We start from the raw sequence: 22833 nt of genomic DNA, 5'->3' as shown, positions 1-22833 counted from the left end.
CACCCCTTGTGAAGCCTTGTAAAGCCTTGGGGGCGTTGGGGTTGCGCTTGAAAATGAGGGGAATTTAAAATATGGATATTGTCTTCAAGAATAAGGAGTTTCCCCAAGGGGGCGGAGGATGAATGACCAAGTCAAATGATGCAGCATCCGCCATCACGACCAACGGACTGATTTCGCAGTTAAAGCGCTGGCTTTCCGGTCGGGTGTCTCCCCGTGTTATGGGGACATCGCGGGTGGCCCTCGTGCTGCTGGCTCTCATTCTGTTGATGGTGATTGCGCCGATCCTGTCTCTTGTTGTGATTGCTTTTGGCGATGCCGGTGACGTTTGGCCGCATCTGTTATCAACCGTTCTACCGCGTTCGGTCATGACAACAATCTGGCTGATGCTCGGGGTGGGCAGTTTGACGGCGCTGATTGGCGTTTCGACCGCATGGTTGGTAACAATGTGCCGCTTCCCCGGTCGTGCACTGTTCCAATGGGCGTTGCTGATGCCTTTGGCCATTCCCACCTATATTGTGGCCTATGCTGCGGTGGATATGTTTGACTATTCCGGTCCTGCGCAAAGCCTCATCCGCTGGCTCTTCGGGTTTCAGAGTGCGCGCGACTACTGGTTTCCCGAGGTGCGTTCGCTGCCCGGTAGCATTCTGGTCATGAGCTTCGTGCTTTACCCCTATGTCTTCCTGACAACGCGCGCTACCTTCCTGATGCAATCGGCCTGCGCACTGGATGTTTCGCGCACATTGGGGGCCGGGCCGGTGCGGCTGTTTTTTGCTGTCGCTCTGCCTCTGGCTCGCCCGGCCATCGTGGTCGGGGTTACGCTCGCCATGATGGAATGCCTCAACGACATCGGTGCGGTGGAGTTTTTCGGCGTCAAGACGCTGACCTTCAGTGTCTATGATACATGGCTCAACAGGGCCAGTCTGGCAGGGGCTGCACAAATCTCCACTGTCATGTTGTTGGTGGTTCTTCTGTTGCTCTGGCTTGAGCGGCGCGGGCGGAGGGAGCAGCGCTTTACTACCACAACACGGCGCTATCAGTCTTTGCCCAGTTTCCGCCTTGGTGGGTGGCGAGCAGGGCTGGCTGTTATGGCCTGTGCCTTGCCGATCCTGATTGGCTTCCTGTTGCCTGCCTCTATCCTGATGCGCTCGGTCTTCTTTCACTGGCGCGATAATCTCAATGCCGATTTTCTAGCCGCAATGGGCAATTCGCTCTTTCTGGCAAGTTTTGCCGCAGTGTTAACGGCTTTGCTAGGAACGGCTCTGGCCTATTTCGCCCGCACCCAGAAGAGCGCTCTGGTCAGCGCCGTCACACGCCTTTCATCCATCGGTTACGCCGTGCCGGGAACCGTGCTGGCAGTCGGCATACTTATTCCTGTGGCTCAGTTGGACAATCTCATCGCTGCAAGCATGCGCGATTGGTTCGGGCTGGCGACGGGCCTCATCCTCATCAGCTCCGGAGCCGCGATGCTCTATGCTTACTGCGTGCGTTTCATGGCCATGTCCTATGGAGCGGGTGAAACGGGTCTGCAGCGCATATCTCCCAATCTGGAGGCTGCCTCACGTACATTGGGTCGATCATCCTGGCGCACGCTGGTGGAGATCGACCTGCCTCTTATCCGGCCTTCATTGATTTCCGGCGCTCTGCTGGTTTTCGTCGATGTTATGAAGGAGCTGCCAGCGACCATTCTGTTGCGCCCCTTCAATTTCGATACGCTGGCCACGCTGGTCTATGGTCAGGCGTCGCTAGAAGCGTTCGAGAAAGGGGCATTGGCAGCGCTGACGATTGTGGCGGTAGGGCTCGTGCCGGTCATTCTTCTTTCCCGCACATCAAGCCGCTCCATGCAAGGCTAAGCTGGCATAAAACCTGACAATGACATGGAAAGATAAAAGATCCCGGCAAAGCCGGGATAGTTGGCGGAATATGCGGACTTATTCCCGTCCGCTTTTTTCGGGGCCACCTCAGTCCAAAAGGCGCTTGGACCAAGATGCACGCCGAAGCTGTCAGGCACTTATATACAGTGCAGTTACATCAAATTTGAAGTATTATTTTCTCAAATTGAATTATATTAGAAATGAAGAGTTAATACATAAAAGTGCTTATTTAGAAATACTCAGAATTACAACGTGTTGCTGGTTTATTGTGCGCCTAATAAGTGTGTTATGGCAAGGATTGATTGAATAACTAATCAGAAAAACTAAATGATTTAGGGAGTATACGTAATATACAAGTTTTCTAATGTGAGAAATTTAATTTATGAGCGAGTGGGGTTGTTGAAAATAAAATTTAACAATTTGGACATGTGATCAACAACTGTTTCATTTGAGAAAAGAGAATTTTATTACTATAAGTGAATTTATTTTTCCTCAGAGATCGTGAGAAAATGCACACAGGGGTTTCTTTTGATCAAATACTGAAAAGGTGTCTCTTCATTTTAATACGCCACAAATCGCTGAAAGCTGCAGGTTCCATTTGTGAATGCTCCTGCCATGGGGCTTTCCCTGTTGTTAACCAGAGCTAGCTTGCATTTTAATTTGTACAATTTGCAGCAGACTGGATAGTATGTGCACGAATTATGGGCACTTTATGGTGCTTGTCGGACTTGAATACTATCGCTGTGATTTTGTCACGCCACCACCTGACAGAGCTCCGAATGCTCTTTAGCAACAGGCTTCGGGCCCTTTGTCTGGCGACGATGTCAGCTTGGTGTCCGCGTCGCATATCAGGTGATATGAGGATCAATCAGAAGCAGGCGCGCGGGACCAGAAGCAGCTTGCCGTGCACATGGGCCTGATTTGGGCATAGCATGATGTGCGCTTCAGATATGTGATCCCTTTTGAAAGAACGGGTTATAAATGACAAAGACCATACGGATCCGTATCCTGTGGAGCTTGTTGGCCTTTCTTGTTGTGATTATCGGGCTGGTCTTGGCCACGCCCTATTTGATCAACACGAAAGTGGTCAAGAAGCAGATTGCCGAGCAGATTTCTGACTGGATGGGACTTCCAGTAACCGTGAGCGGCGAGCCGGTTGTTACGGTTTTTCCCTATCTGACCGTCAAGCTCAGGGACGTGGAAATTGCATCCGGGCTCGGGGGGGACGAGCCACCTTTGGTCTCCACGCAGACACTGCGCGCCGAAATGTATTGGCTGCCGCTGCTGCTTGGCAATTTTGAAGTCCGTCGTTTCCATCTCATGCAGCCGAATCTGGAACTGATAAAGGATAAGGATGGTGCCTTCTCTTGGGATCTGCGCAAGGGTTCCCTATTCAAGACTGACGATGACAGTGGCCGGCTGACGCTTTCCGACGTGACCCTCGGCAATTTTCGCATAACCGGAGGGGTCGCTCATTATCAGGACCGGACGACGGGCGAAGAAGAACGCTTTTCCAACGTCAACATGATGTTTGACTGGCCAAGCACCGAAGATCTTGCTTCGATCAATGGCAGCGCCATCTGGCGCGGGGAAAAGGTCGACCTGCGAGCCCAATCAGGTAAGCCGATGGAGCTGTTTGCCGGGGGGCTTTCTCCCCTTTCCGCGAAGCTGTCCTCGCCCAACTTTTCGGTTTCTTTTGATGGCTCGGCTGCAACCATTTCGAATTTCCAGTTTGAAGGGGATTTCTCCTTTGATACCCCGGCGCTGGGCGCGTTGGCGCAGTGGCTGGAGCGACCATTGCCTTCTGATCGAGATCTGGGGGCTGCCTCCCTGTCTGCCCGGGCCAATCTCATTGGTGCGTCCATTGCGTTATCCGATCTGGACGTAAAGCTTGATGGCAATCAGATCAATGGCGTTCTCCAACTGGACTTCCGGCAGGAACGTCCGATGGTGCAGGGGACTTTGGCCAGTGATGATCTGGATCTGGGCCAGTTCGTGCGTGTGCCCGAGAGCATTGAAGACCTGATGGCCTATGATCTGACAAAGAGCAAGGCCGCAAAAGTCGATTTCGACATTCGCATTTCGTCGTCCGATCTGAAGCTTGGTTCCGTTAATCTCGGTCAGGCTGCCGCGTCTCTTATGACGCGCGACAATCAGGTATCTTTCTCCATCGGCGAGGCCTATGCCTATGGCGGTCGGCTGGAAGCTACCTTCAATATGCGACAGAAGCCCGATGATCCGTCCATTATGATCTGTAGCTTGCGGGCCAAGGCCAATGGCGTCTCCGCTGGCGGCTTTACGCGGGAAATGTTCGGCAATGAGTTTCTCAATGGTACAGCTCTGGTTGAAGTCGACTTGCAGGCAGAGGGGACCCATGTTAGCGATGCATTGGCAGATGCACATGGCTCCCTGTCGGTGGTGCTGACGGATGGCGAGTTGCAGCATTTCGATATGGATGTCTTCGAGACAGCCTTGCAACAGGAGAAGGGCCTCGACAGGGAAAAATTGCATGCAGGAAATGCCCGCTTTGATGTGCTGTCGGTGCGGGGACAAGTGGCCAATCAGAGGCTCGATGTCGAGGGACTGCGGCTAACCTCGGGCAAGCGGGCGTTGCTGGGGGCGGCGCAATATGGCTTTGCAACAGGTGAGCTGAATTTCCCCGGCACACTGGCGATCTATAAAAGCTCTGACCCGGCGACCCATTCCACCGAGCCTCCCGAGAAGGAAATCCCGTTTCTTCTACGCGGCTCCTTTGATGCGCCACGCATTTCTCTGCGCAAGGTGCAGGATGCTGTTGTGCCGTCTGATGAAGAGATCTTGGCGCCCGGTGTCCCTGCAGAGATTGCCCCATCCGGAGATAATGCCCAAGCGCCTCAAAGCGACGACAGCCCCATTGGCGGTGTTGCTTTGCCTCTGGTTCTGAGCGATCCGGAAACCGGGCTTTCCATCAAAAATACATCCACCCAGCCTTGAGAGCCTGCTGCCCCTGTTGCCCGCAATTCCTAGGATTTTGCAAGGCGAGATCGGAAGGCGGCGAATCTGGTTAACTGATATTAACCTTGTTGCGATAGGATGCGATGAAGCCGCAGCTTGAGCTGATTCTGCTGTTCCCAAAAAGCGGCCAAGGAATAGATCGAGACAAGAGGAGAGATCCATGCGCATCGCCAGACTGTTATCCGGATTTGCCAAGGCTCTGCTTGCCTCTTTGATCACCGGATCCGTGCTTGGCTTTCTTGGCATCACAACCCGTGATCTCTTTCCGGGTATGGCGATTTATATCGATCGGTTGACCGACGCCGTCGAACTGACGGTCAACTGGCTCGTCATCTGGCTGGTGCCCAACATTATTGTTGGAATGGTGGTAATCATTCCGGTCTGGATTATTCTTCTCATATTTGGTCCCAGAAGATAGCGTGCCGTAGGAGCCAGCCCGGCACCAAACCAGCGTCGAGCCCTCGCAGCGTAAGGCTGAGCCTCAAGAGTCCCCGCGTTTGGAAGGATCAATCCAGCGTTCAAGCAACTGCGTTGCGCTGATATTGTAGCCCAGAGATTCATAGAAGCTGATAACCTTCTCATTGCCGGTGCGTACCATCAACTGGGATTTCCAGATTCCCTTTGCCAGATGCCAGTCTTCCACGGCCTTCATCATTGCCTTGCCAAGACCGGCGCTTTGATGCTCCGGCGAAACAGAGAGATAATAGGTCCAGCCGCGATGACCATCATGGCCCACCATGGTTGAGGCGACAATGGGGCCACCTTCCTCCAGTCGGGCAACCAGCACAGCCGAATTGTCATTCGAACGGGCAAAGGCAATGTCGTTGTAGGGATTGTTCCAGGGGCGTGTCAGACCGCATTCCTGCCAGAGCGATACAACAGTTTCAATTTCATCTTCTGCAAGATCAGAAACCACAAGCTTTTTCATTGGTCTTGGTCTTTCTTAAAAGAACTGGCGGATTTGATCAGCTTGTCCGGATTCATTAGGCCTTTGGGATCAAACAACGCCTTGATCTGCCGCATGATATCCATTTCGACCGGATCTTTCACGGCTGGCAGCTCATCTCGCTTCAAGGTGCCAATGCCATGCTCGGCTGAAATAGAGCCCCCCATATCGACGACAATCGCATGAACCATGGTGTTGATCTCTTCCCAGCGGGCCAGAAAAGCTTCGCGATCCGCGCCCAATGGCTGGGAGATATTAAAATGCAGATTGCCATCGCCCATATGGCCGAAGGGCACGGGGCGGCAACCCGGAATGGCCTCTTCGCAGGCAGGAAGAGCCCGCGCCAGAAAAGCAGGAATGGAGCTGACGGGAACAGAGATATCATGCTTGATCGATCCGCCCTCATGCTTCTGCACTTCACTCATGCCATGGCGCAAACGCCAGAAATCCGCCGCCTGTTGTGTTGTTTCGGCCAGTGCGGCATCTTCTACGAAGCCAGCTTCAAAGGCTTCCTCGAAAATGGCTTCTATCAGAGCTCGCCCGTCGACAGCAGGGGAGCCGATGGAGATTTCCAAAAGACAATACCAGGGATGGGGAGCTTCCAAGACGTCACGTGCACCGGGGGCATGTTTGATGGTAAATTCCACTCCCATGCGCGGCATCAGCTCAAAGCCGGTGAGCATGGACCCGGCATGATCCCGCGCCAAATCAAACAACGAGAAGGCCTTCTCCGGCGTTTCCACTGCAAAAATGGCAACCTGCTGATCTTTTGGTCGCGGATAGAGCTTGAGCGAAGCAGCGGTGATGACGCCCAGTGTGCCTTCTCCTCCGATGAAAAGGTGTTTGAGATCGTAGCCCGTATTGTCCTTGCGCAGAGTGCGTAGGCAATTCATGATGCGCCCATCTGGCAGCACCACTTCAATGCCAAGCACCATGTCGCGGGTGTTACCATAGGAGAGTACACTGGTGCCGCCGGCATTGGTGGATAGATTCCCTCCAATCTGGCAGGAGCCTTGCGCTCCGAGCGCCAGCGGAAACAAGCGGTTGGCTTCCTCGGCCGCTGTTTGCAACTGTTCCAGCACGACACCAGCTTCCACAATGGCGACATTGCTATCGGCGTCAAGGGTGCGAATACGGTTGAGCCGTTCGGTCGAGAGAATGATCTGGTTGCCGCTGGCATCGGGGGTTTGGGCCCCGACGAGCCCGGTATTGCCCCCTTGTGGCACAATCGCGCAATTCTGCTCATAGGCAAGCTTCATCACCGCGCTGACCTCTTCGGTCGATCCGGGTTTGAGCACGAGGGCTGTCTTGCCAAAGAACTTGTCACGCCATTCGCGGCAGTAGGGGTCTGTATCTGCGGAAGCAGTCAGGCAATTCTGCTCGCCGATGAGCACTTTGAATTGTTCAAGGATGTGACTGTCAAGCCGGGCTGGCTCCACAGGCTTTGGAGAAATAGATGAATTGGTCACTTGCAACGTCACTTGATAGGCAAGGTCTTCGCCGGGAAACCGGCCTTTTAGACCAAGAGGTGGGTATATGGTCCAGACCCTAGCAGAAGACATCTGATGTGAAAAGAAGTCTTGTAAAACTGCTTAAGACCTTTGGTAGGCGCAGCAGGCAAGTGATATTTTGAATGTGGGATGTAGATAAGTAAAATTGCCTAACATAAGAATGAATTTTTGGCTTCTCGGGCCTCTTTTCTTTTCGTCTTCGAGATGATGCCATGATGAGAAAGTGAGCTTCTGCAATGCAACAAATGACGATTCGGAACGAATTGTAATGCAACGGAAGTTTTAGAAGTTACCAACTCGCCACTTAATAAGTTACGCACAGGGTAATCGTATGCGCACGACCAAAATTCAGAATAAAGCAAAATATTATCGCTGTTTTGCGCATAATTCATAGCATTTGCGAAATAGATAGTTATAAAATATTCGTTATTGCTATTTGTCTGCATCACAGCAAGGGGACAGCTGGATGCCTAATATGGGTTCATCTTCAAGAAAGAGACCTGTTCAGCGTATGAACAGTGCTCGAAGACAGCTTGAGATCGTGAACGCAGCGTTCGACTGTATCGCTGTGTCAGGACACTTGTCGCTGTCAACAACAGAACTTGCCTACAAAGTAGGCATTTCACAGCCGGCAATTTTCCGGCATTTCAGGTCAAAGCAACAGTTGCATCGTGCCATTCTCGAAGAAGCTAATCTTCGTGTGATCGATGAACTCAAGTTATTGATCTCTCGCTCCGAGATGTGGAGCGATCCGGCGAATCTGATTCAGGATGTCGTTGCCCAGATGGGAGGGAGCTTCGAGCGCTCACCCGGGGTATGGCTGACCCTGATTTGTCAGCGCAGCATCGCGGCCGAGGCCGAAATGCCCGCTGATGAACACGACGGCCGGTCGCATAAATGTGCCATATCGCAATTGACCTACACGCTTGAGCGGCTGTTCACGGCCGCAAAGGACAAGGGGCAGGTTGATGATCATCTCGATCCGCATGATGTGAGTAACATCATTTTGTCCATCCTGTTCGGGATGGGGCAGATCTGGCTGAATAGCGAGCGCAATTTCGATCTACAGCACCGTCTGGATATCGCATTGAAGGGGGTTCTGGCCGGATATCATTTCCTGCCAGATCAACCAAGCGGAGCGATACCCATCTCTGCGATCGCCTGAAAAGGCAAATGCGTAGAGAGCGGCCAACGTGCGGCACTGTGAATGAGTGCGAAAGAGCATGAGGAAATGTGAGATGCCGATTTAGATCGGCGCCTCACATCTTTTTGTGTGTCTGGTTGCATGCCTTGAGTTCGGTGTGCTGGCTTGTTGGTCCGCTCAGTCTTGCTTGCTGCCAGTGCCTACAGACCTGTTGCTTCTCATCTGCCGGTGCTGTGGCGATCGGTGGTGGTTAAGAAACTGTAACAAATATTGAGCAGCCTGCGGCATCGGCACAGCCATTTAGGCATTGCAATTTTATCGCAACATGGTGGATAAAGGCTCCACAAATCTCGAGATGGATTGCTCGGGGCCTTGGAGCAGGGACTTGATTGGCACGAATAGGCCGGTCGTGGGACCTGCTATTCTCTATTGGCGCGGCTTCTGCGCCTGTTGGAAACCCGGACCTTAGCAGATTGCGCACAGCGGCCATCCCGCCTATAAGCCTCTGACAGATTATTGCGTTAGAGCGCAGACACTACGCGAGTCGTTCGCGATGACAGAATCAAGAGGGTTTCTATGTCTGACAAACCACAATTGTTGAAAGGCAAACGCGGCCTGATCATGGGTGTTGCCAACAACCGGTCTATTGCCTGGGGCATTGCGAAGGCATGCAGTGATGCCGGTGCCGAGTTGGCTTTGACCTATCAGGGCGATGCCATGAAGAAGCGCGTTGAGCCACTCGCCGAACAGTTGGGCGCCTTTGTGGTGGGACACTGCGATGTGACCGAAGGTGAAACCATCGACGCAGCCTTCGCGACCTTGGCAGACGAGTGGGGAAGCATCGATTTTGTCGTTCACTGCATCGCCTATTCCGACAAGGATGAGCTGACCGGTCGTTATATCGACACCACGGCTGAAAACTTCACCCAGTCCATGTTCATCTCGGCCTATTCCTTCACCGCGATTGCACAGCGCGCTGAAAAACTGATGACGAATGGTGGCTCCATGCTGACCCTGACCTATTATGGTGCGGAGAAAGTTATGCCGCATTATAACGTCATGGGTGTTGCCAAGTCCGCTCTGGAAACGTCCGTCAAATATCTGGCCGAAGATCTGGGCAAGGACAAGATCCGCGTGAATGCCATCTCCGCAGGCCCGATCAAGACGCTGGCTGCTTCCGGCATTGGCGATTTCCGCTATATCCTGAAATGGAACGAATATAACTCTCCGCTGCGTCGCGTGGTCACCACCGATGAAGTTGGCGATTCTGCTGTTTACCTGCTGTCCGACTTCTCGCGCGGCGTAACCGGCGAAGTGCATCACGTGGATGCTGGCTATCATGCTGTTGGCATGAAGGCTGTTGACGCGCCTGATATCACGGTTTGATCTGCTTCTGACCCGGGGCTGAAAGAGGCTCCATCAAAGGGTAAGTGGCAAGCTGCCGCATTTTGCATCCGTGGTCTTCCGAATTTGTCGGTTGACCACGGGTGTTTTTTTTGGCCTAAAGACGTCATCAAGCCGACAGGCATTTATCGGATCGTGACAATGAAGAGGGTGGCGCGTGTCCCCAAAGGGGGGCAGCCGACGATACCCTGATGTTTGCCAACGATGCAGAGGCGATCCCGAGCCTGACGCTTAGCATGCACCGAACCAGCCCCATTTGCGGCCCCGAGGAGAAATGATGCCTATCCCGCCACTCTACTATATTCGCCATGGTGAAACCGACTGGAATGCTGAATATCGCTATCAGGGCCAAAAGGACATTCCTCTCAATGTGAAGGGAGAGGGGCAGGCGCGCCGCAATGGTCGTGTGCTGGCTGAAATCCTGCCAGATCCGTCGCACACCAACTTGTTTTGCAGTCCGATGACACGCACCCGTCAGACGCTGGCCCTCGTCATGGAGGCGGCAGGCTGGACCGATAGCGACTGGGCAAAGAGTGTTCGGTTTGAAGACAAGATCATCGAATTTTCCTTCGGCGACTGGGAAGGTTGGACACTGGAAGAGATCAAGGAGCGCGAACCAGAGCTCTACTGGGAGCGGGAAAAGGACAAATGGACCACCTGCATGCCCAATGGCGAAAGCTATCAGATGCTTGCAGAGCGGGTTGGGGAGTGGCTCCACAGTCTGGATAAACCCACTGTTGTCATCGCCCATGGAGGTGTCTTGCGCATTGTGCGTCACTTCCTCGAAAAGGTACCCGAACTCGAAGCCCCGATGCTGAAAACCCCGCAGGACAAGATCTACTATTGGGATGGTCACGAAGCCAGCTGGATTTGATCCACAGCACCGAAAATAACGCAAAATATGAGATTTTTGTGTTATTTCAACGGGTTATTCTAGTGGTTTGATGATTGTTAATTTTGACAATAATCACCCTTGATTGAATAGAATTTTCGGTAATTTTTACTTAAGTCCGCTTTCCTATTCTGACGAAGACTTAAGATACTTTTGATAAAGTTTATCTTGAGAAACGGGAAACCAAATAGCTTGAAGCGCGGTGTTCTGCACCCTGCTTTTGGGGAAGCGACGAGATGAGAATTTTCACGACCCTACCAACAACCCTGTTGATGTGCGTATCCCTGTTTGGCCTTGCTTCGGCGGCTTCAGCTCAAGACATCGTGGCATCAATAGCAGGAAGCGAGTTCTTTTGCGAAGGCGGCAATGAATCCTCCGGTCGTGCCTACAAGTTCAAAGTGGAAGACGGCTCGGTCATGCGGATTGACCGGCGCTTTCCTGACAAGGAAGTCGTCTTCCAGATCGGTCGAGCCAGCAAAGGACAGCTGGGTGAATATTGGAGCTACGAGACCCTGAGCGACAAGCGCAATAACCGGCTGCATCTCTATGAGCGTGTGTCCATGCGCTCACCCGACCAGAGCCGCCACATCTATACCACCTACGAGCTTTACAAGGACTCCCAAGGGGTCAATATGGTGTTGTATAATGGCGTTAATGGCGCCCGCGACTGGACCCAGAAGACCGTGCGTGATTGCGGCTACATGGTTGGCGACAAGGTCATGCGCAAGGGCAATCGCTATTGGTCAACGACCTTCGCGCGCTAGATGCGGGGGATGCCCTCTTTTTCATGATGCGAATGGAGAATGCGGCGGGAATGAAATAATTCCGTCCGACGTTTGACCTTTGCGCCCTTGCTCTTTATGAAAGTCCCGTTGGATTTCATCATGGCGGTCCTGCCAAAAGGCACGGAAGCGCCCGATCATGAAGAATGGCGTAACAAACAAGGATGATGCAGATTGCTCTGCTGTCTCCCGTTTACGCCTATCCCTCGCATGATCGCTTGAGACGGGAAGCTTGCCGCACATGTCGCACAACAGTTTCGGACATCTCTTTCGCGTGACCACCTGGGGCGAAAGCCACGGGCCGGCCATTGGCTGCACAGTAGACGGTTGCCCGTCCCTGATTGCCCTGACCCGAGAGGAAATCCAGAAGGATCTGGATCGCCGTCGGCCGGGCCAGTCGCGCTATACTACCCAACGTCAGGAAGCTGATCAGGTCGAGATTCTCTCTGGCGTCTTCGCGCATCCCGAAACCGGTGAGCAGGTGACAACGGGCACGTCTATCGGGCTCATCATTCACAATACCGATCAGCGCTCCAAGGACTATGGCAACATCGCCGAGCGCTATCGGCCCGGCCATGCCGACTATACCTATGATGCTAAATATGGCGTGCGCGACTATCGCGGCGGTGGCCGCTCTTCTGCGCGCGAAACCGCCATGCGCGTAGCAGCAGGGGCAATCGCGCGCAAGGTCGTGCCCGGCGTGACAATCCGCGGGGCGCTTGTCCAGATGGGGCCGCACAAGATCAATCGCGACAATTGGGACTGGAACGAGGTGGGCAACAATCCTTTCTTCTGCCCGGACAAGGAAGCGGCAGCTCTCTGGGCTGACTATCTCGACGGGATCCGCAAATCCGGCTCGTCCATCGGCGCTGTCATCGAGATTGTGGCATCCGGTGTGCCTGTCGGCCTTGGCGCTCCCATCTATGCCAAGCTGGATCAGGATCTCGCCAGCGCGATGATGTCTATCAATGCCGTCAAGGGCGTGGAGATCGGTGAAGGCTTCAACGCCGCCTGCCTCACGGGCGAGGAAAATGCCGATGAAATGCGTCTCGGCCCAGATGGCCAGCCGGAATATCTCTCCAATCATGCGGGTGGCATTCTGGGTGGGATTTCCAACGGGCAGGATGTCGTGGTGCGCTTTGCCATCAAGCCGACCAGCTCGATCCTGACGCCGAAAAAGTCCATCACCCGCTCTGGTGAGGAAGTTGATGTTATGACCAAGGGGCGTCATGACCCTTGCGTGGGCATTCGGGCCGTGCCGGTTGGTGAAGCCATGATGGCGCTTGTTCTTGCCGACCACACTCTGCTCCATCGAGCGCAACAGGGCTAAATGTCCAATTGTTTTTTCGCTGACAGATACTATTTCTTAGCGACAGACAGACGCCAACAAAAGCGCCGCTGAATGATTTGAAAAGAATGCTATAACCAGCACCGAACACGCATAACAAGAATGAGGATAGAAACGACATGGCCGATATGGAACGGGTAGCCAAAGCCATCCGCGCATTTGAAAATGGCGAAATGGTCGTTGTAACCGACGATGATGATCGTGAAAATGAAGGCGATCTGATTGTTGCCGCGACCAAGATCACACCCGAGCAAATGGGCTTCATCATTCGACACAGCTCCGGCATTGTCTGCGCGCCCATGACAGGGGAGAGCGCACGCCGGCTGAACCTCAACCCGATGGTGGCTCACAATGATGCGCCACTCTCTACGGCCTTTACGGTTTCTGTCGATTATAAGCACGGCACCACCACCGGCATTTCCGCCGAAGAACGCTGCATCACGGTGCATGGCCTGGCTAATGGCAATGCCGTATCAAGTGACTTCGTGCGTCCGGGCCATATTTTCCCGCTGATCGCCAAAGAGGGCGGCGTGCTGGTGCGCTCAGGCCATACCGAGGCTGCGGTGGATCTGTGTAATCTGGCCGGTTTGCCACCGGTTGGTGTCATCTCCGAGCTGGTCAATGATGATGGTACGGTCAAAAAGGGCCCGGACATTATCACCTTCGCTGAGGAGCATGGCATTACCCACGTGTCCGTGGCTGACCTCATCGCCTACCGCCAGCGCATCGAGCGCTTGGTCGAACAGATCGAGGATTTCCCGATCGACACCCGCCATGGTCCGGCCCGCGCCGTGACCTTCAAGGCCAAGTTCGACGATATGGAACATGTGGCTTTGATCTTCGGCGATATCCGCGATGGCAAGGATATTCCTGTGCGTATCCATCAGGAGAATGTTCTGGCCGATATTTTCGGAACCTCCGGCACGCTGGACAAGATTTCCGAGAAATTCGCAGCCGATCGTGGTGTGCTTGTTTATCTGCGTGACGGCTCCCCTTGTGTGGCCACCGGCTCCATGCGTCCGCGTGATGGCTTGGAACTGGCCCAGAATGAGGAACATTCCAGCGCCAAGGGCCGCGACAATGACTGGCGCGACATTGGCCTTGGCGCGCAGATCCTGAAGGATCTGGGTATCTCTTCCATTCGTCTGCTTTCCTCGCGTGAGCGCCATTATGTGGGCCTTGACGGCTTCGGTCTGGAAATCAGCGGGACGGACATCATCTGATCGCTCTCGCGTCAGAAAAACACATCAAGACAAATGAAAAACCCGCAGCGCTTTGATAAGCCCTGCGGGTTTCGCTTGCCCAACCGCTTGTGCAGTTGATCCCGCTTAACTGTGCGCTCTCATGGTCGGGGTGGCTTTGGGGCGGAACAGAGGCGAAATGAGACGGCGCCAGGCCAGCGCAAACCCGGTCCATACGAGAAACAGGCAGGCCAGAGACGCGATACCCGCAAGGGTCTGCCCGATAACGCCATAGACTTCGCCTGTATGCAGAAAACGGATATAGCGGCGCAGAGCTTGCGTTGGCGTGGCCATCTCATCAGGGCCCTTGACGGCGGCGACATCGCCCGTTTCCCTGTCATAGGTAATGGTCTGTTGGGTCTGTGCCTGTTTGCCATTGCCCGTATCGATCAGAACATCCACGGTCTTAGCCTTGTCAGAGCTCGGCACTATGATAGAAATGCTGTTCCAGCCGCTTTCCACGCCTTTGGCCTTGTCTAGAATGGACTGAAGGGAAACAAGCTGCTCAACAGGCAACTCAGAGGCGCCACCACCAGAAGATTTCGCCCACATGCCTTTGCCTTGGCCGCGTCCTTGCGGCGCTTCCAATCCGGCGACGGCAAACACTGCGTTGCTGGCCCACTGATAGGACAGCACGGCACCAGACCCGACCACAGCCACAAGAGGAATGATCACCCAGAAGGAAAAGACATGGTGCCAGTTGAAATCGCGCGCCTTGGATGTCGGCATTTTCTGGAAGAATATCTTCTGTTTGAGGAACGGCCATTTCCATTTGCGCGGTAGCCACAGATAGGCCCCTGAAAGGATGATGAACAGGAAGGCCACATTGCTGATCTTGACGATATCGCCGCCCACGGAATTGAAGCCCATGGCCAGATTGCGATGGATATTTTCCATGAAACCGAAGAAGCCCTCGGTGGGGTTGCTCTCGCTTTCGATGAAGCTGCCGTCATACTGGTTGATCAGTTTGGAGTCGTGCCGCCCGGCAGAAACGGAGACAGGCTTGCTTGTATCGCTGTAGAAATTCAGCGTAGCGGTTTGGCCGGGGAAGGCGGGTTTGGCAATTTGCAGGATTTCATCTGCCGACAAAACCTGCGTCTGGCCAGCCGCAGGTTCAACGCTCGGATCGAACGCTGCCTTTATCTGCATTTCATAGGTCAATAATACGCCCGTCAGAGCCAGTGCAAAAATGACGAGGCCCGTGGCGACACCCACAATCAGGTGAGCCCAGAAAATAATTCGTCTGAAAGACATGTCAGCGTCTCCGCTCAAGAGGTCATAGCTCGATATATGGGCTAAGCATATCCCAGACGGTTGCTGGAAAAATCTCAGCAATTCCTATTAGTGTCTTAAAGTGTCTCAGAGCAGCTTCTGGTTACATTCAGATACAAACTCGTCGTTTGCAGCTGGCTTTTGTCGTAAGGGATGGGGAATAAACGCCACAAATAGTCATAATTATTCTTTGGAACCATTTGAACTTTGCTGCAAGGTTCCTAAATATAAGAAAAGCAAACGATCATATCTGATTCACTTTTGCTTCTTACACTTGAGAAAATTCCCTAGGAACAGGTGGAAAAAATGGCAAGAAAAGCAGTTGAAAAAAGCGCTTCCATTGATGTCGCCAAATATGCCGCGATGCTGAGTTTGGGACTGGTCGCCTATTCCTTGTTTTGGCTTACAGTGCTCTGATCAGGCTTTAAAGGCTATTTTGAGAAAAGGGTGAACGTCGCCACAGCGAGCGCGGCCTAACCTATTTCCCTGTTTGGTCCAACCGCCCAACAGATGCGCCCCCTTTTTCCTGTTTTTATCCAATCTCGCCCAGCCCTTTTATGAGCCATGTCAGCTCCAATAAAATTTGCTGCTTGACCAACCTGTGGCTTGGCCCTATCTTTCGCTTCATGATAATCAAACCAACCATTGCTGCCGTATCCTATTGGTACCCATCCTTGTAGATGGGTGGTTGGCTTTTGCGTGCTTAAGACAGACCACCGGGTTCGGTGGTCTTCTTGTTTCTGATGTCTGATCTCCGCTCCCGCTTTGAAGGCTATAGGCCCCGCAAAATGGGGCACAGGAGACAAGACATGACCCATCTATCAAAAATCCCCACTTTCACTATAAGGCAGGCAAGTCTCGGCGATTTTGACGCCATGGGCCCGCTATGGCATCTGCTTGATGGTTACCACCAGGGACAGGACCCCAAGCGCTTTCCCGGCACGCCAAAGGATGCGCCACGCAGCAAAGCCTATATCGCCGAGTTGATCCATTGTGCAGATCGCGCTCTGCTGGTGGCTGAACAATGCCCGACGATCGAAGGGGAACGCGGTTCGCTGATCGGTCTCAGCCTCGTGACGCTGAAAACCTGCCCACCCGGACCTGTCTTTCCGGTTCGGGTGATGTTTGAGATTGATAATCTTGTAGTGGATGAAACCTGTCGTCGGCGGGGTGTTGCGCGTGCCCTTCTTGCTGCTTCGGAGGAATGGGCAAAAGAGAACGGGGCCAGTGAAATGCTACTTAACGTCTATGCCTTCAACGAGGGGGCCAAGCGCTTTTATGAGTCGCAGGGTTTTCAGCCCCTGCGCATACAGATGGTTCATGCCTTGTAGTGCCTATTGGGGCCTATGCTATTCTGGTGCACGAGGGAGGGCGACCTGTGGCCCAAGGCTGGCAAAGACAGGGCGGAGTGATCCTGTGCTGCCCTGTTCCTACCTTTCCTCCATTAGTCCTTTCGTGTGATCTTCAGCGCGCACTCTTGCGGCCAAAGCGTACTAGCGTCTGAAGCAGCAAAGCTATGAAGAGGCCGTTGAGCGTGTGCCAGAGAAAATGCGTGCCGAGAGGAAAAGCGCTGCAAACGCGCATGTCGATTGTGCGGAAGAAAATCGAGATGGTGAACACGATAGCAGCTGCCAGGATCCATCCTCTTGCGGCATGTTTGCGCAGTTGCAAGACCAGCGCGAAGCCATAAAGCGCTATGATGCCCGGCAGATATTGGGTGGAGCCATTCAGCCCATCGCCACCGGCGTCTGCTTCATTGCTTGCCAACAGAGACCGCGAGAAAGCGAAAAGAACGGCGATGATGCAGACAAGGGTGATGCCATAGATCCGGAATGCGCGGGCAAGAGATGGTCCCACGATACGGTAGATCGCAAGAAACAGATAATAGGCAACGAAGGTCCAGATCGGGATGACATCGGCAAAAGAAGACCAAACTTGCGCATGGGTGTGAAACAGGAAAGAGCCCGCGCCGATTAGGCCTGCCATGAAGATGGCAATAAGGATCAAAATATCCCCTTTTGTTTCTCCGTTTTTCTTGTGCAATCTGTGGTAGATCCAATATCCCCAAAGGGCAGCAAGTATGAATGACAGGTTGGTTAGTGCATTGATTGGTTCTGACCAATATCCGGCATCCGTTCGCTCGCAATAAATGTCAATCGACGTCATCAGCGTTTGTGTCGACATGGAGTATCCTGTTATTTTCGATGCTCTCAAGAGGCGATTGTCAGAAAATATTTAATGAAACATTAAGTGAATCCGGTTTACCAAAAATGACAGAAAATTCAAAAGGATTTACTTATATATGTTCTTTGTATGTTCTTTTATTTTCTGCGGTGTTCTGAAAGTGATTCATTTGTTTGAACTTTGTTCTTTTCCTGTTCTTGCCGAAATTAAATAAATCAAAAAAACTTTATGAAATCGCTTTACTCTTCAGATGCTGAGATGAGGCAAAATCGGGTATCAAAACTGGTTGCTTATGTAAACTACTGCTGGAGGATTCTCGCTTTGCAGCCCGCACGCATCAAGTCATCTTAGGGGGGGCTTGTCCTTCTGCCCAGAGGCACTGCGCGCATAGCGCGAAACAGGAGAACAACGCAGAAAGCCTTGGCGGGTTACAGTTTGATACAATTTGGTTGGGTGCAGGCATAGTGCGCCATATTTTGGAAGATTTTGTCTGCTAGACGGCAACTGTAACAGGATTTTGAAACGGCTCTATCACCGAGATTGCAAGATAGGGTAGAACTGCCAAAGAAGGGGGCTCCATATCGAGAGGCTATTGAAGCGATAGATTTCTTTCCTATATAGAATTTATTATTGCTGAAAATGTTTTCTTGCCAATGGAACCATTCTTCCGTACGGGCGTTATCGTAGTGTAAGCTCTGACAATGAGGTGATTATAATGCGCAAGATGCTTTTTCTGACGGCTATCAGCATATTGTCCAAACATCTTTTTAAACTTGTACTCAGCGTGAAAGATCGTCTGGCCTAGCACCGATGTAATCTTCTGCCCGGATGTGCCGGGTGAGCGGATGGTAATCGAGTTGGTGTATGGGCATCTCGACGCCGCACTTGACCATGCGCCATTTGACGACTTCCTTGAACAGTTTATCCTTCCCGTTCTTCTCTCGCCTGAAAAATTTCTACAGAAGTTTTTTGCCTTTGTTTCAGCCCCTTATGGTTGTAAAAATTGGAAGCTGCGCGAGACCTCTATATTTCTGACAATGTCTTGGCGTTTCAAATCCTGATATAGAAAACATCAGAAACAAAAGACGGCGAAAATCTGCGCAAAAAATGAAGGTTGCTTTGATTTTTCGCCGATATGCAGCCAACTATAAGGCTCCTTAAACCAGAAGAAACGCCATGCAGAACAATACGCATATCCTTGTTATCGAAGATGACACCGAAATCCAGTCGCTGCTTGCGGCTCTTTTGCAGCGCAACGGCTGGACAGCTTCACTGGCCTCCAATGGACGCGAAGCGGACGCCATCATGGCTCGCAGCTTTGTCGATCTGATCCTTCTTGATGTCATGCTGCCGGGGGAAGACGGACTGAGCATTTGTGCCCGCGTGCGCTCCATTTCTACGGTTCCCATTCTGATTCTTTCTGCCAAGGGGGAGGATATTGATCGGGTTGTCGGGTTGGAACTGGGCGCAGATGACTATATGTCCAAGCCCTTCAATCCACGAGAGCTGGAAGCCAGAATCAAGGCGATGTTGCGCCGCAGCCGCATGTCGATCAAAGACAGCCGCATGCAGGCGCCAATCCTGTATTTCGGCGGCAAATGGCAGCTTGATGTTAGAAAGCGCGAGCTTATGGACTATAATGGTGTGCAGACTCACCTCACACCGGCTGAATTTGATCTGTTGCGTGTCTTCTGTGAGCGCCCCGGGTTGACCTTGACTCGCGAGCAGTTGATCGAGCTGACGCAGGGCCCTAATACGGGGGCGACCGAACGCAGCATTGATATTCTTGTTTCGCGTTTGCGGCGTAAGCTCGAAAGCGGAGAAGATGGACAAAAGCTGATCCATACCGTGCGTTCGGGCGGCTATGAATTCATTGCCGAAGTTCAGGAACAGCGCGAGCCTGCATGAAACAACTCCGCTGGTTTGCATTTCTGAACTCCATTGCCGGACAGCTGCTCGTGCTGCTTCTTCTGGCAACGGCCCTTTTTCTGACCGGCATCTATATATCTGTCCGTGCGGCGCGTGATGCGCCGCTCGCTCCCCCCGTTATGCTCTTCACCGAGCGCCAGATCGGCATAGCCGAGACGCTCGCGCAATTGCCTGAGGCGCAGGCGAGCACCTTCTTGGAAAAATTGCAGGCGCTGCATCCCGGTGTGGACTATCAACTCCTCGACGGAAAAGACCCTCGTCTGGAAGGCCTAACATGGGTGTCGCGTAACCTGGCGCTCAAAGACCAGACACATGAAGAGTCCGTCAATCAGTCCCGCTCAGGGGATGTAGCCCGACCGCGGGAGCCACAAAGGGATCCTTTCTTTGACAGTCTTGCCAATCCTCAAAAGATAAGCATTCCTCTGGCGCGTACATTGTCTGCCGAAGGGAGCAACATGGTTCATGTAACCATCTATTCCCGCATGCTGGACCAGAAGGTTATTAGCGCCAGCATTCATATCCAGATCAGAACACCCCCCAACCGTCAGGTAGAGAGCATTCTGGTCTTTACGATCGTCTGCATGTCGCTGTTGTTGCTTTGGGCGATTATCTTCCTGATCCGGCCCTTACGCCGTCTCGCTCAGGCAACCAATAACATTGCCAAGGAAAATGCCACGCCGCAAAAAGTGGATGTCGCCGGGCCAACCGAATTGCGTGTCGCCGCGCTGGCCCTGAACAAGATGCAGGACCGTATTCATCAGCTCATTGATGACCGCACCCGCATGCTGGCGGCTGTCGGGCATGATCTCCGCACGCCTGTTACGCGCTTGCGCCTGCGAGCTGATACCGTAGAGCCGGAGGAGGTGAAGACCGCTTTCCTGCGCGATCTTAACATGATGGACGGCTTGCTCAAGCGCCTGATGACCTATTTCAGCAAAGGTGAGATTGATGATGATCCGGTCCGGCTGGAATTGAGCAGTCTGGTGGATAGTCTGGTTTGCGAATGGGATGATGCCGGTGAGTCGGTGGCACTGGTGGGATATGCCAATATGACGATTTTGGCCCGCCCCAACGACCTGATGCGCATGGTTGATAACTTGATCGACAATGCCATTAAATATGCAGGCAGCTGCGAGGTGTCATTGAGCCGGGAAGAGAGCGAGAAGGGCGACGTCGCCTGCCTCAGGGTCATAGATCACGGACCCGGCATCGCTCAGGAAGACAAGCTCCACTTGCTGGAACCGTTTGAACGGGGTGACAAGGCGAGAACAATGAATGACAAGTCCGGCTTCGGACTCGGCTTGGCGATTGCCCGCAAGGTAGCCCAAATGCATCAAGCTACACTGGAGCTGACCGATACGGTCGGCGGTGGATTGACGGTCATCGTCCGCTTCCCGATCGCCAGCTAGTCAAAGTCGGATGCTCAGACCGTCAGCTTGCCTGTATGCTTGACCGCGCGCAAGGTGAGGGTCGAATTGACCCGTACAACGCCGGGCAGGTTGGTCAGGATGTCATGATGGATGCGTTCCAGATCGGCGGCATTGCGATAGATGACGCGCAGCAGATAGTCATATTGTCCTGCCAGCAGATAGCAGTCCTGAATCTCGTTGATATCCTTAATGGCCCTTTCGAACCGGGCCAGCGAATCGCGCCCCTGTCCATCCAGTGTCACAAACACGAAGGCCGCTCCGGACATGCCGCAAGCCTTCATGTCCAGATGCATGTGATAGCCCGCCACAAGCCCGCTGTCTTCCAATTGCTTGACCCGGCGCAGGCAGGCCGATGGCGAGAGATTGACCCGCTCGGCCAACTCTGCGTTGCTTAGCCGCCCATTGTCCTGCAAGAGATTGAGAATCTGGCGGTCTCTTTTATCTAGTTTTTCGAGGCTCATGAAAATTCGATCTTTTGATGATTTCGCGCAATTATATGCGAAAATTGACAGCGGAAACAGCCTTATTTCGCCGCACATTGCGTTTATTTTACGCCATCATTGAAAAGTTATTCGAAATGCATAAGCGCCCGCGAGAGGGGCTCCGGGAGACCTGATCGACAAAAAGGCGTAATGGCAGCAATCACCATGGAGAACTCAACAATGCTTATCGGATGTCCCAAAGAGATCAAGGACCACGAAGACCGCGTCGGTCTGGTGCCTTCCTCAGTGCTCGAACTGGTCGCCGCTGGCCATGAAGTCATGATCGAAACCAATGCCGGTGCCGGTATCGGTTGCGCAGACGAAGACTATGTTGCCGCAGGCGCAAAGATCATCGCCACTGCCGACGAGATTTTTGCAACGGCCGAAATGGTCGTTAAAGTGAAAGAGCCTCTTGCCGTTGAACGCGCGAAGCTGCGCTCCGGCCAGCTTCTCTTCACCTACCTGCATCTGGCTCCCGATGCAGCCCAGACCGAAGATCTGGTCAAATCAGGCGCAACCTGCATCGCTTATGAAACCGTAACCTCGAAAACCGGTGCTCTGCCGCTTCTCTTCCCGATGTCTGAAGTGGCTGGTCGTCTGGCTCCGCAGGTTGGTGCTCAGGCGCTGGAAAACAATGGCGGCGGCATGGGTGTTCTGCTCGGTGGCGTACCGGGGGTTGATCCGGCCGAAGTCGTCATCATCGGTGCTGGCGTTTCCGGCACAAACGCTGCCCGCGTTGCTCTGGGTATGGGCGCAAGCGTCACCATGGTTGATCGCAACACCGATGCGCTGCGCGCAGCTGTTGACCGCTTTGGCACGGCCATCAAGACCGTTTATTCCAACAAGGGCAACATCGCCCGCGTTGTGGAGCAGGCCGACCTTGTGATCGGTACCGTGCTGATCCCGGGTGCTGAAACGCCGAAACTGGTTACCGCAGAGATGATCAAATCCATGCGCCCCGGTTCTGCGGTTGTGGACGTGGCCATCGATCAGGGCGGCTGCTTTGAGACCTCCAAAGCTACCACGCACTCTGACCCGACCTATGTGGTCGATGGTGTCGTGCATTACTGTGTGGCCAACATGCCCGGCTGTGTCGCCCGCACGTCCACCTTCGCACTCAACAATGCGACCCTGCCATTTGCACTGGCTCTGGCCAACAAGGGCTGGGAGCAGGCTTGCAAGGACGACCCATATCTGCGCACCGGCCTCAATGTGCATGACGGCAAGGTAACTTATGAAGCCGTCGCCAAAGCGCTTGGCTATGACTATACGTCTCCTGAAAGCATTCTGGGGCTCTGATGATCTGTCTGGTTTGCATCAGGGCCGGCACTTCCTGATGCACGACAGAGCCCGGAATGATGTGAAAACGCCCGTTCGCATATGCGATCGGGCGTTTTTGCTTT

Annotated in this window: 18 protein-coding genes; 13 read left to right on the top strand and 5 right to left on the bottom strand. The window is 53.2% G+C overall.

Annotated features, from left to right (window positions below):
• Positions 1-122: 122 nt before the first annotated feature.
• The 3 genes from BM258_RS07240 to BM258_RS07230 all read left to right on the top strand — a co-directional run bounded on the left by BM258_RS07240 (position 123) and on the right by BM258_RS07230 (position 5283).
• Positions 123-1850 carry an ABC transporter permease gene (locus BM258_RS07240; protein ID WP_244544625.1) on the top strand — a complete coding sequence of 576 codons (1728 nt, stop codon included), beginning with the start codon at positions 123-125 and terminating at the stop codon, positions 1848-1850.
• 1002 nt (positions 1851-2852) lie between these two features.
• On the top strand, positions 2853-4844 hold the full coding sequence (locus tag BM258_RS07235; protein WP_090070648.1) for an AsmA family protein: 1992 nt from the start codon (positions 2853-2855) through the stop codon (positions 4842-4844).
• A gap of 181 nt (positions 4845-5025) precedes the next feature.
• Positions 5026-5283, top strand: coding sequence for a hypothetical protein (locus BM258_RS07230; RefSeq protein ID WP_090070646.1), 258 nt, complete (start codon positions 5026-5028; stop codon positions 5281-5283).
• Between the two features lie 63 nt (positions 5284-5346).
• Here the strand turns inward: BM258_RS07230 and BM258_RS07225 are convergent, their stop codons facing one another.
• A complete protein-coding gene (locus BM258_RS07225) occupies positions 5347-5793 on the bottom strand; it encodes a GNAT family acetyltransferase (RefSeq protein ID WP_090070644.1) in 447 nt (148 codons plus the stop codon).
• On the bottom strand, positions 5790-7250 hold the full coding sequence (locus BM258_RS07220; RefSeq protein ID WP_244544648.1) for an FAD-binding oxidoreductase: 1461 nt from the start codon (positions 7248-7250) through the stop codon (positions 5790-5792). The genes BM258_RS07225 and BM258_RS07220 overlap by 4 nt, the downstream gene beginning before the upstream one ends.
• A gap of 538 nt (positions 7251-7788) precedes the next feature.
• Here BM258_RS07220 and BM258_RS07215 point away from each other — a divergent pair.
• The 6 genes from BM258_RS07215 to ribB all read left to right on the top strand — a co-directional run bounded on the left by BM258_RS07215 (position 7789) and on the right by ribB (position 14115).
• The gene (locus BM258_RS07215) at positions 7789-8487 is read left to right on the top strand and encodes a TetR/AcrR family transcriptional regulator (RefSeq protein ID WP_090070640.1); all 699 of its coding nucleotides are present in this window, start codon (positions 7789-7791) and stop codon (positions 8485-8487) included.
• Between the two features lie 555 nt (positions 8488-9042).
• Entirely contained in the window at positions 9043-9852 is an 810-nt protein-coding gene (gene fabI, locus BM258_RS07210; protein WP_090070638.1) for an enoyl-ACP reductase FabI, read from the top strand.
• A gap of 295 nt (positions 9853-10147) precedes the next feature.
• Positions 10148-10744, top strand: a complete 597-nt coding sequence (locus BM258_RS07205) for a histidine phosphatase family protein (RefSeq protein ID WP_210186687.1) — start codon at positions 10148-10150, stop codon at positions 10742-10744.
• Between the two features lie 254 nt (positions 10745-10998).
• On the top strand, positions 10999-11526 hold the full coding sequence (locus tag BM258_RS07200; RefSeq protein ID WP_139229227.1) for a hypothetical protein: 528 nt from the start codon (positions 10999-11001) through the stop codon (positions 11524-11526).
• Between the two features lie 259 nt (positions 11527-11785).
• Positions 11786-12874, top strand: a complete 1089-nt coding sequence (gene aroC, locus BM258_RS07195; RefSeq protein WP_090070632.1) for a chorismate synthase — start codon at positions 11786-11788, stop codon at positions 12872-12874.
• Positions 12875-13011: 137 nt separating this feature from the next.
• Positions 13012-14115, top strand: a complete 1104-nt coding sequence (gene ribB, locus BM258_RS07190; RefSeq protein ID WP_090070630.1) for a 3,4-dihydroxy-2-butanone-4-phosphate synthase — start codon at positions 13012-13014, stop codon at positions 14113-14115.
• Between the two features lie 105 nt (positions 14116-14220).
• On the opposite strand, the gene BM258_RS07185 is transcribed toward ribB, so the two are convergent.
• Positions 14221-15387: a PepSY-associated TM helix domain-containing protein gene (locus BM258_RS07185; RefSeq protein ID WP_090070628.1), complete on the bottom strand. Its 1167-nt coding sequence runs from the start codon at positions 15385-15387 to the stop codon at positions 14221-14223.
• An 827-nt stretch (positions 15388-16214) separates the two neighbouring features.
• Between BM258_RS07185 and BM258_RS07180 the strand changes: the two genes are divergently transcribed.
• Entirely contained in the window at positions 16215-16736 is a 522-nt protein-coding gene (locus BM258_RS07180; RefSeq protein ID WP_175527971.1) for a GNAT family N-acetyltransferase, read from the top strand.
• A gap of 133 nt (positions 16737-16869) precedes the next feature.
• Here BM258_RS07180 and BM258_RS07175 read toward each other — a convergent pair whose 3' ends face one another.
• The gene (locus BM258_RS07175) at positions 16870-17589 is read right to left on the bottom strand and encodes a ceramidase domain-containing protein (RefSeq protein ID WP_090070624.1); all 720 of its coding nucleotides are present in this window, start codon (positions 17587-17589) and stop codon (positions 16870-16872) included.
• A gap of 1176 nt (positions 17590-18765) precedes the next feature.
• Here BM258_RS07175 and BM258_RS07165 point away from each other — a divergent pair.
• Positions 18766-19497, top strand: coding sequence for a response regulator (locus BM258_RS07165; RefSeq protein WP_090070620.1), 732 nt, complete (start codon positions 18766-18768; stop codon positions 19495-19497).
• Positions 19494-20927 (top strand): ATP-binding protein, encoded by a 1434-nt coding sequence (locus BM258_RS07160; RefSeq protein ID WP_090070618.1) that lies wholly within the window; start codon positions 19494-19496, stop codon positions 20925-20927. Before BM258_RS07165 ends, BM258_RS07160 begins: the two co-directional genes overlap by 4 nt.
• Before the next feature lie 14 nt (positions 20928-20941).
• Here the strand turns inward: BM258_RS07160 and BM258_RS07155 are convergent, their stop codons facing one another.
• Entirely contained in the window at positions 20942-21409 is a 468-nt protein-coding gene (locus BM258_RS07155) for an Lrp/AsnC family transcriptional regulator (protein ID WP_090070616.1), read from the bottom strand.
• A gap of 201 nt (positions 21410-21610) precedes the next feature.
• On the opposite strand from BM258_RS07155, the gene ald reads away from it, so the two are divergent.
• Positions 21611-22729: an alanine dehydrogenase gene (gene ald / locus BM258_RS07150; RefSeq protein ID WP_090071266.1), complete on the top strand. Its 1119-nt coding sequence runs from the start codon at positions 21611-21613 to the stop codon at positions 22727-22729.
• Positions 22730-22833: the final 104 nt, after the last annotated feature.

Source organism: Cohaesibacter marisflavi, assembly GCF_900115225.1.
GTDB lineage: Bacteria > Pseudomonadota > Alphaproteobacteria > Rhizobiales > Cohaesibacteraceae > Cohaesibacter > Cohaesibacter marisflavi.
The sequence above is the reverse complement of the archived record's forward strand: the minus strand, read 5'-3'. Positions and strand labels throughout refer to the sequence as shown.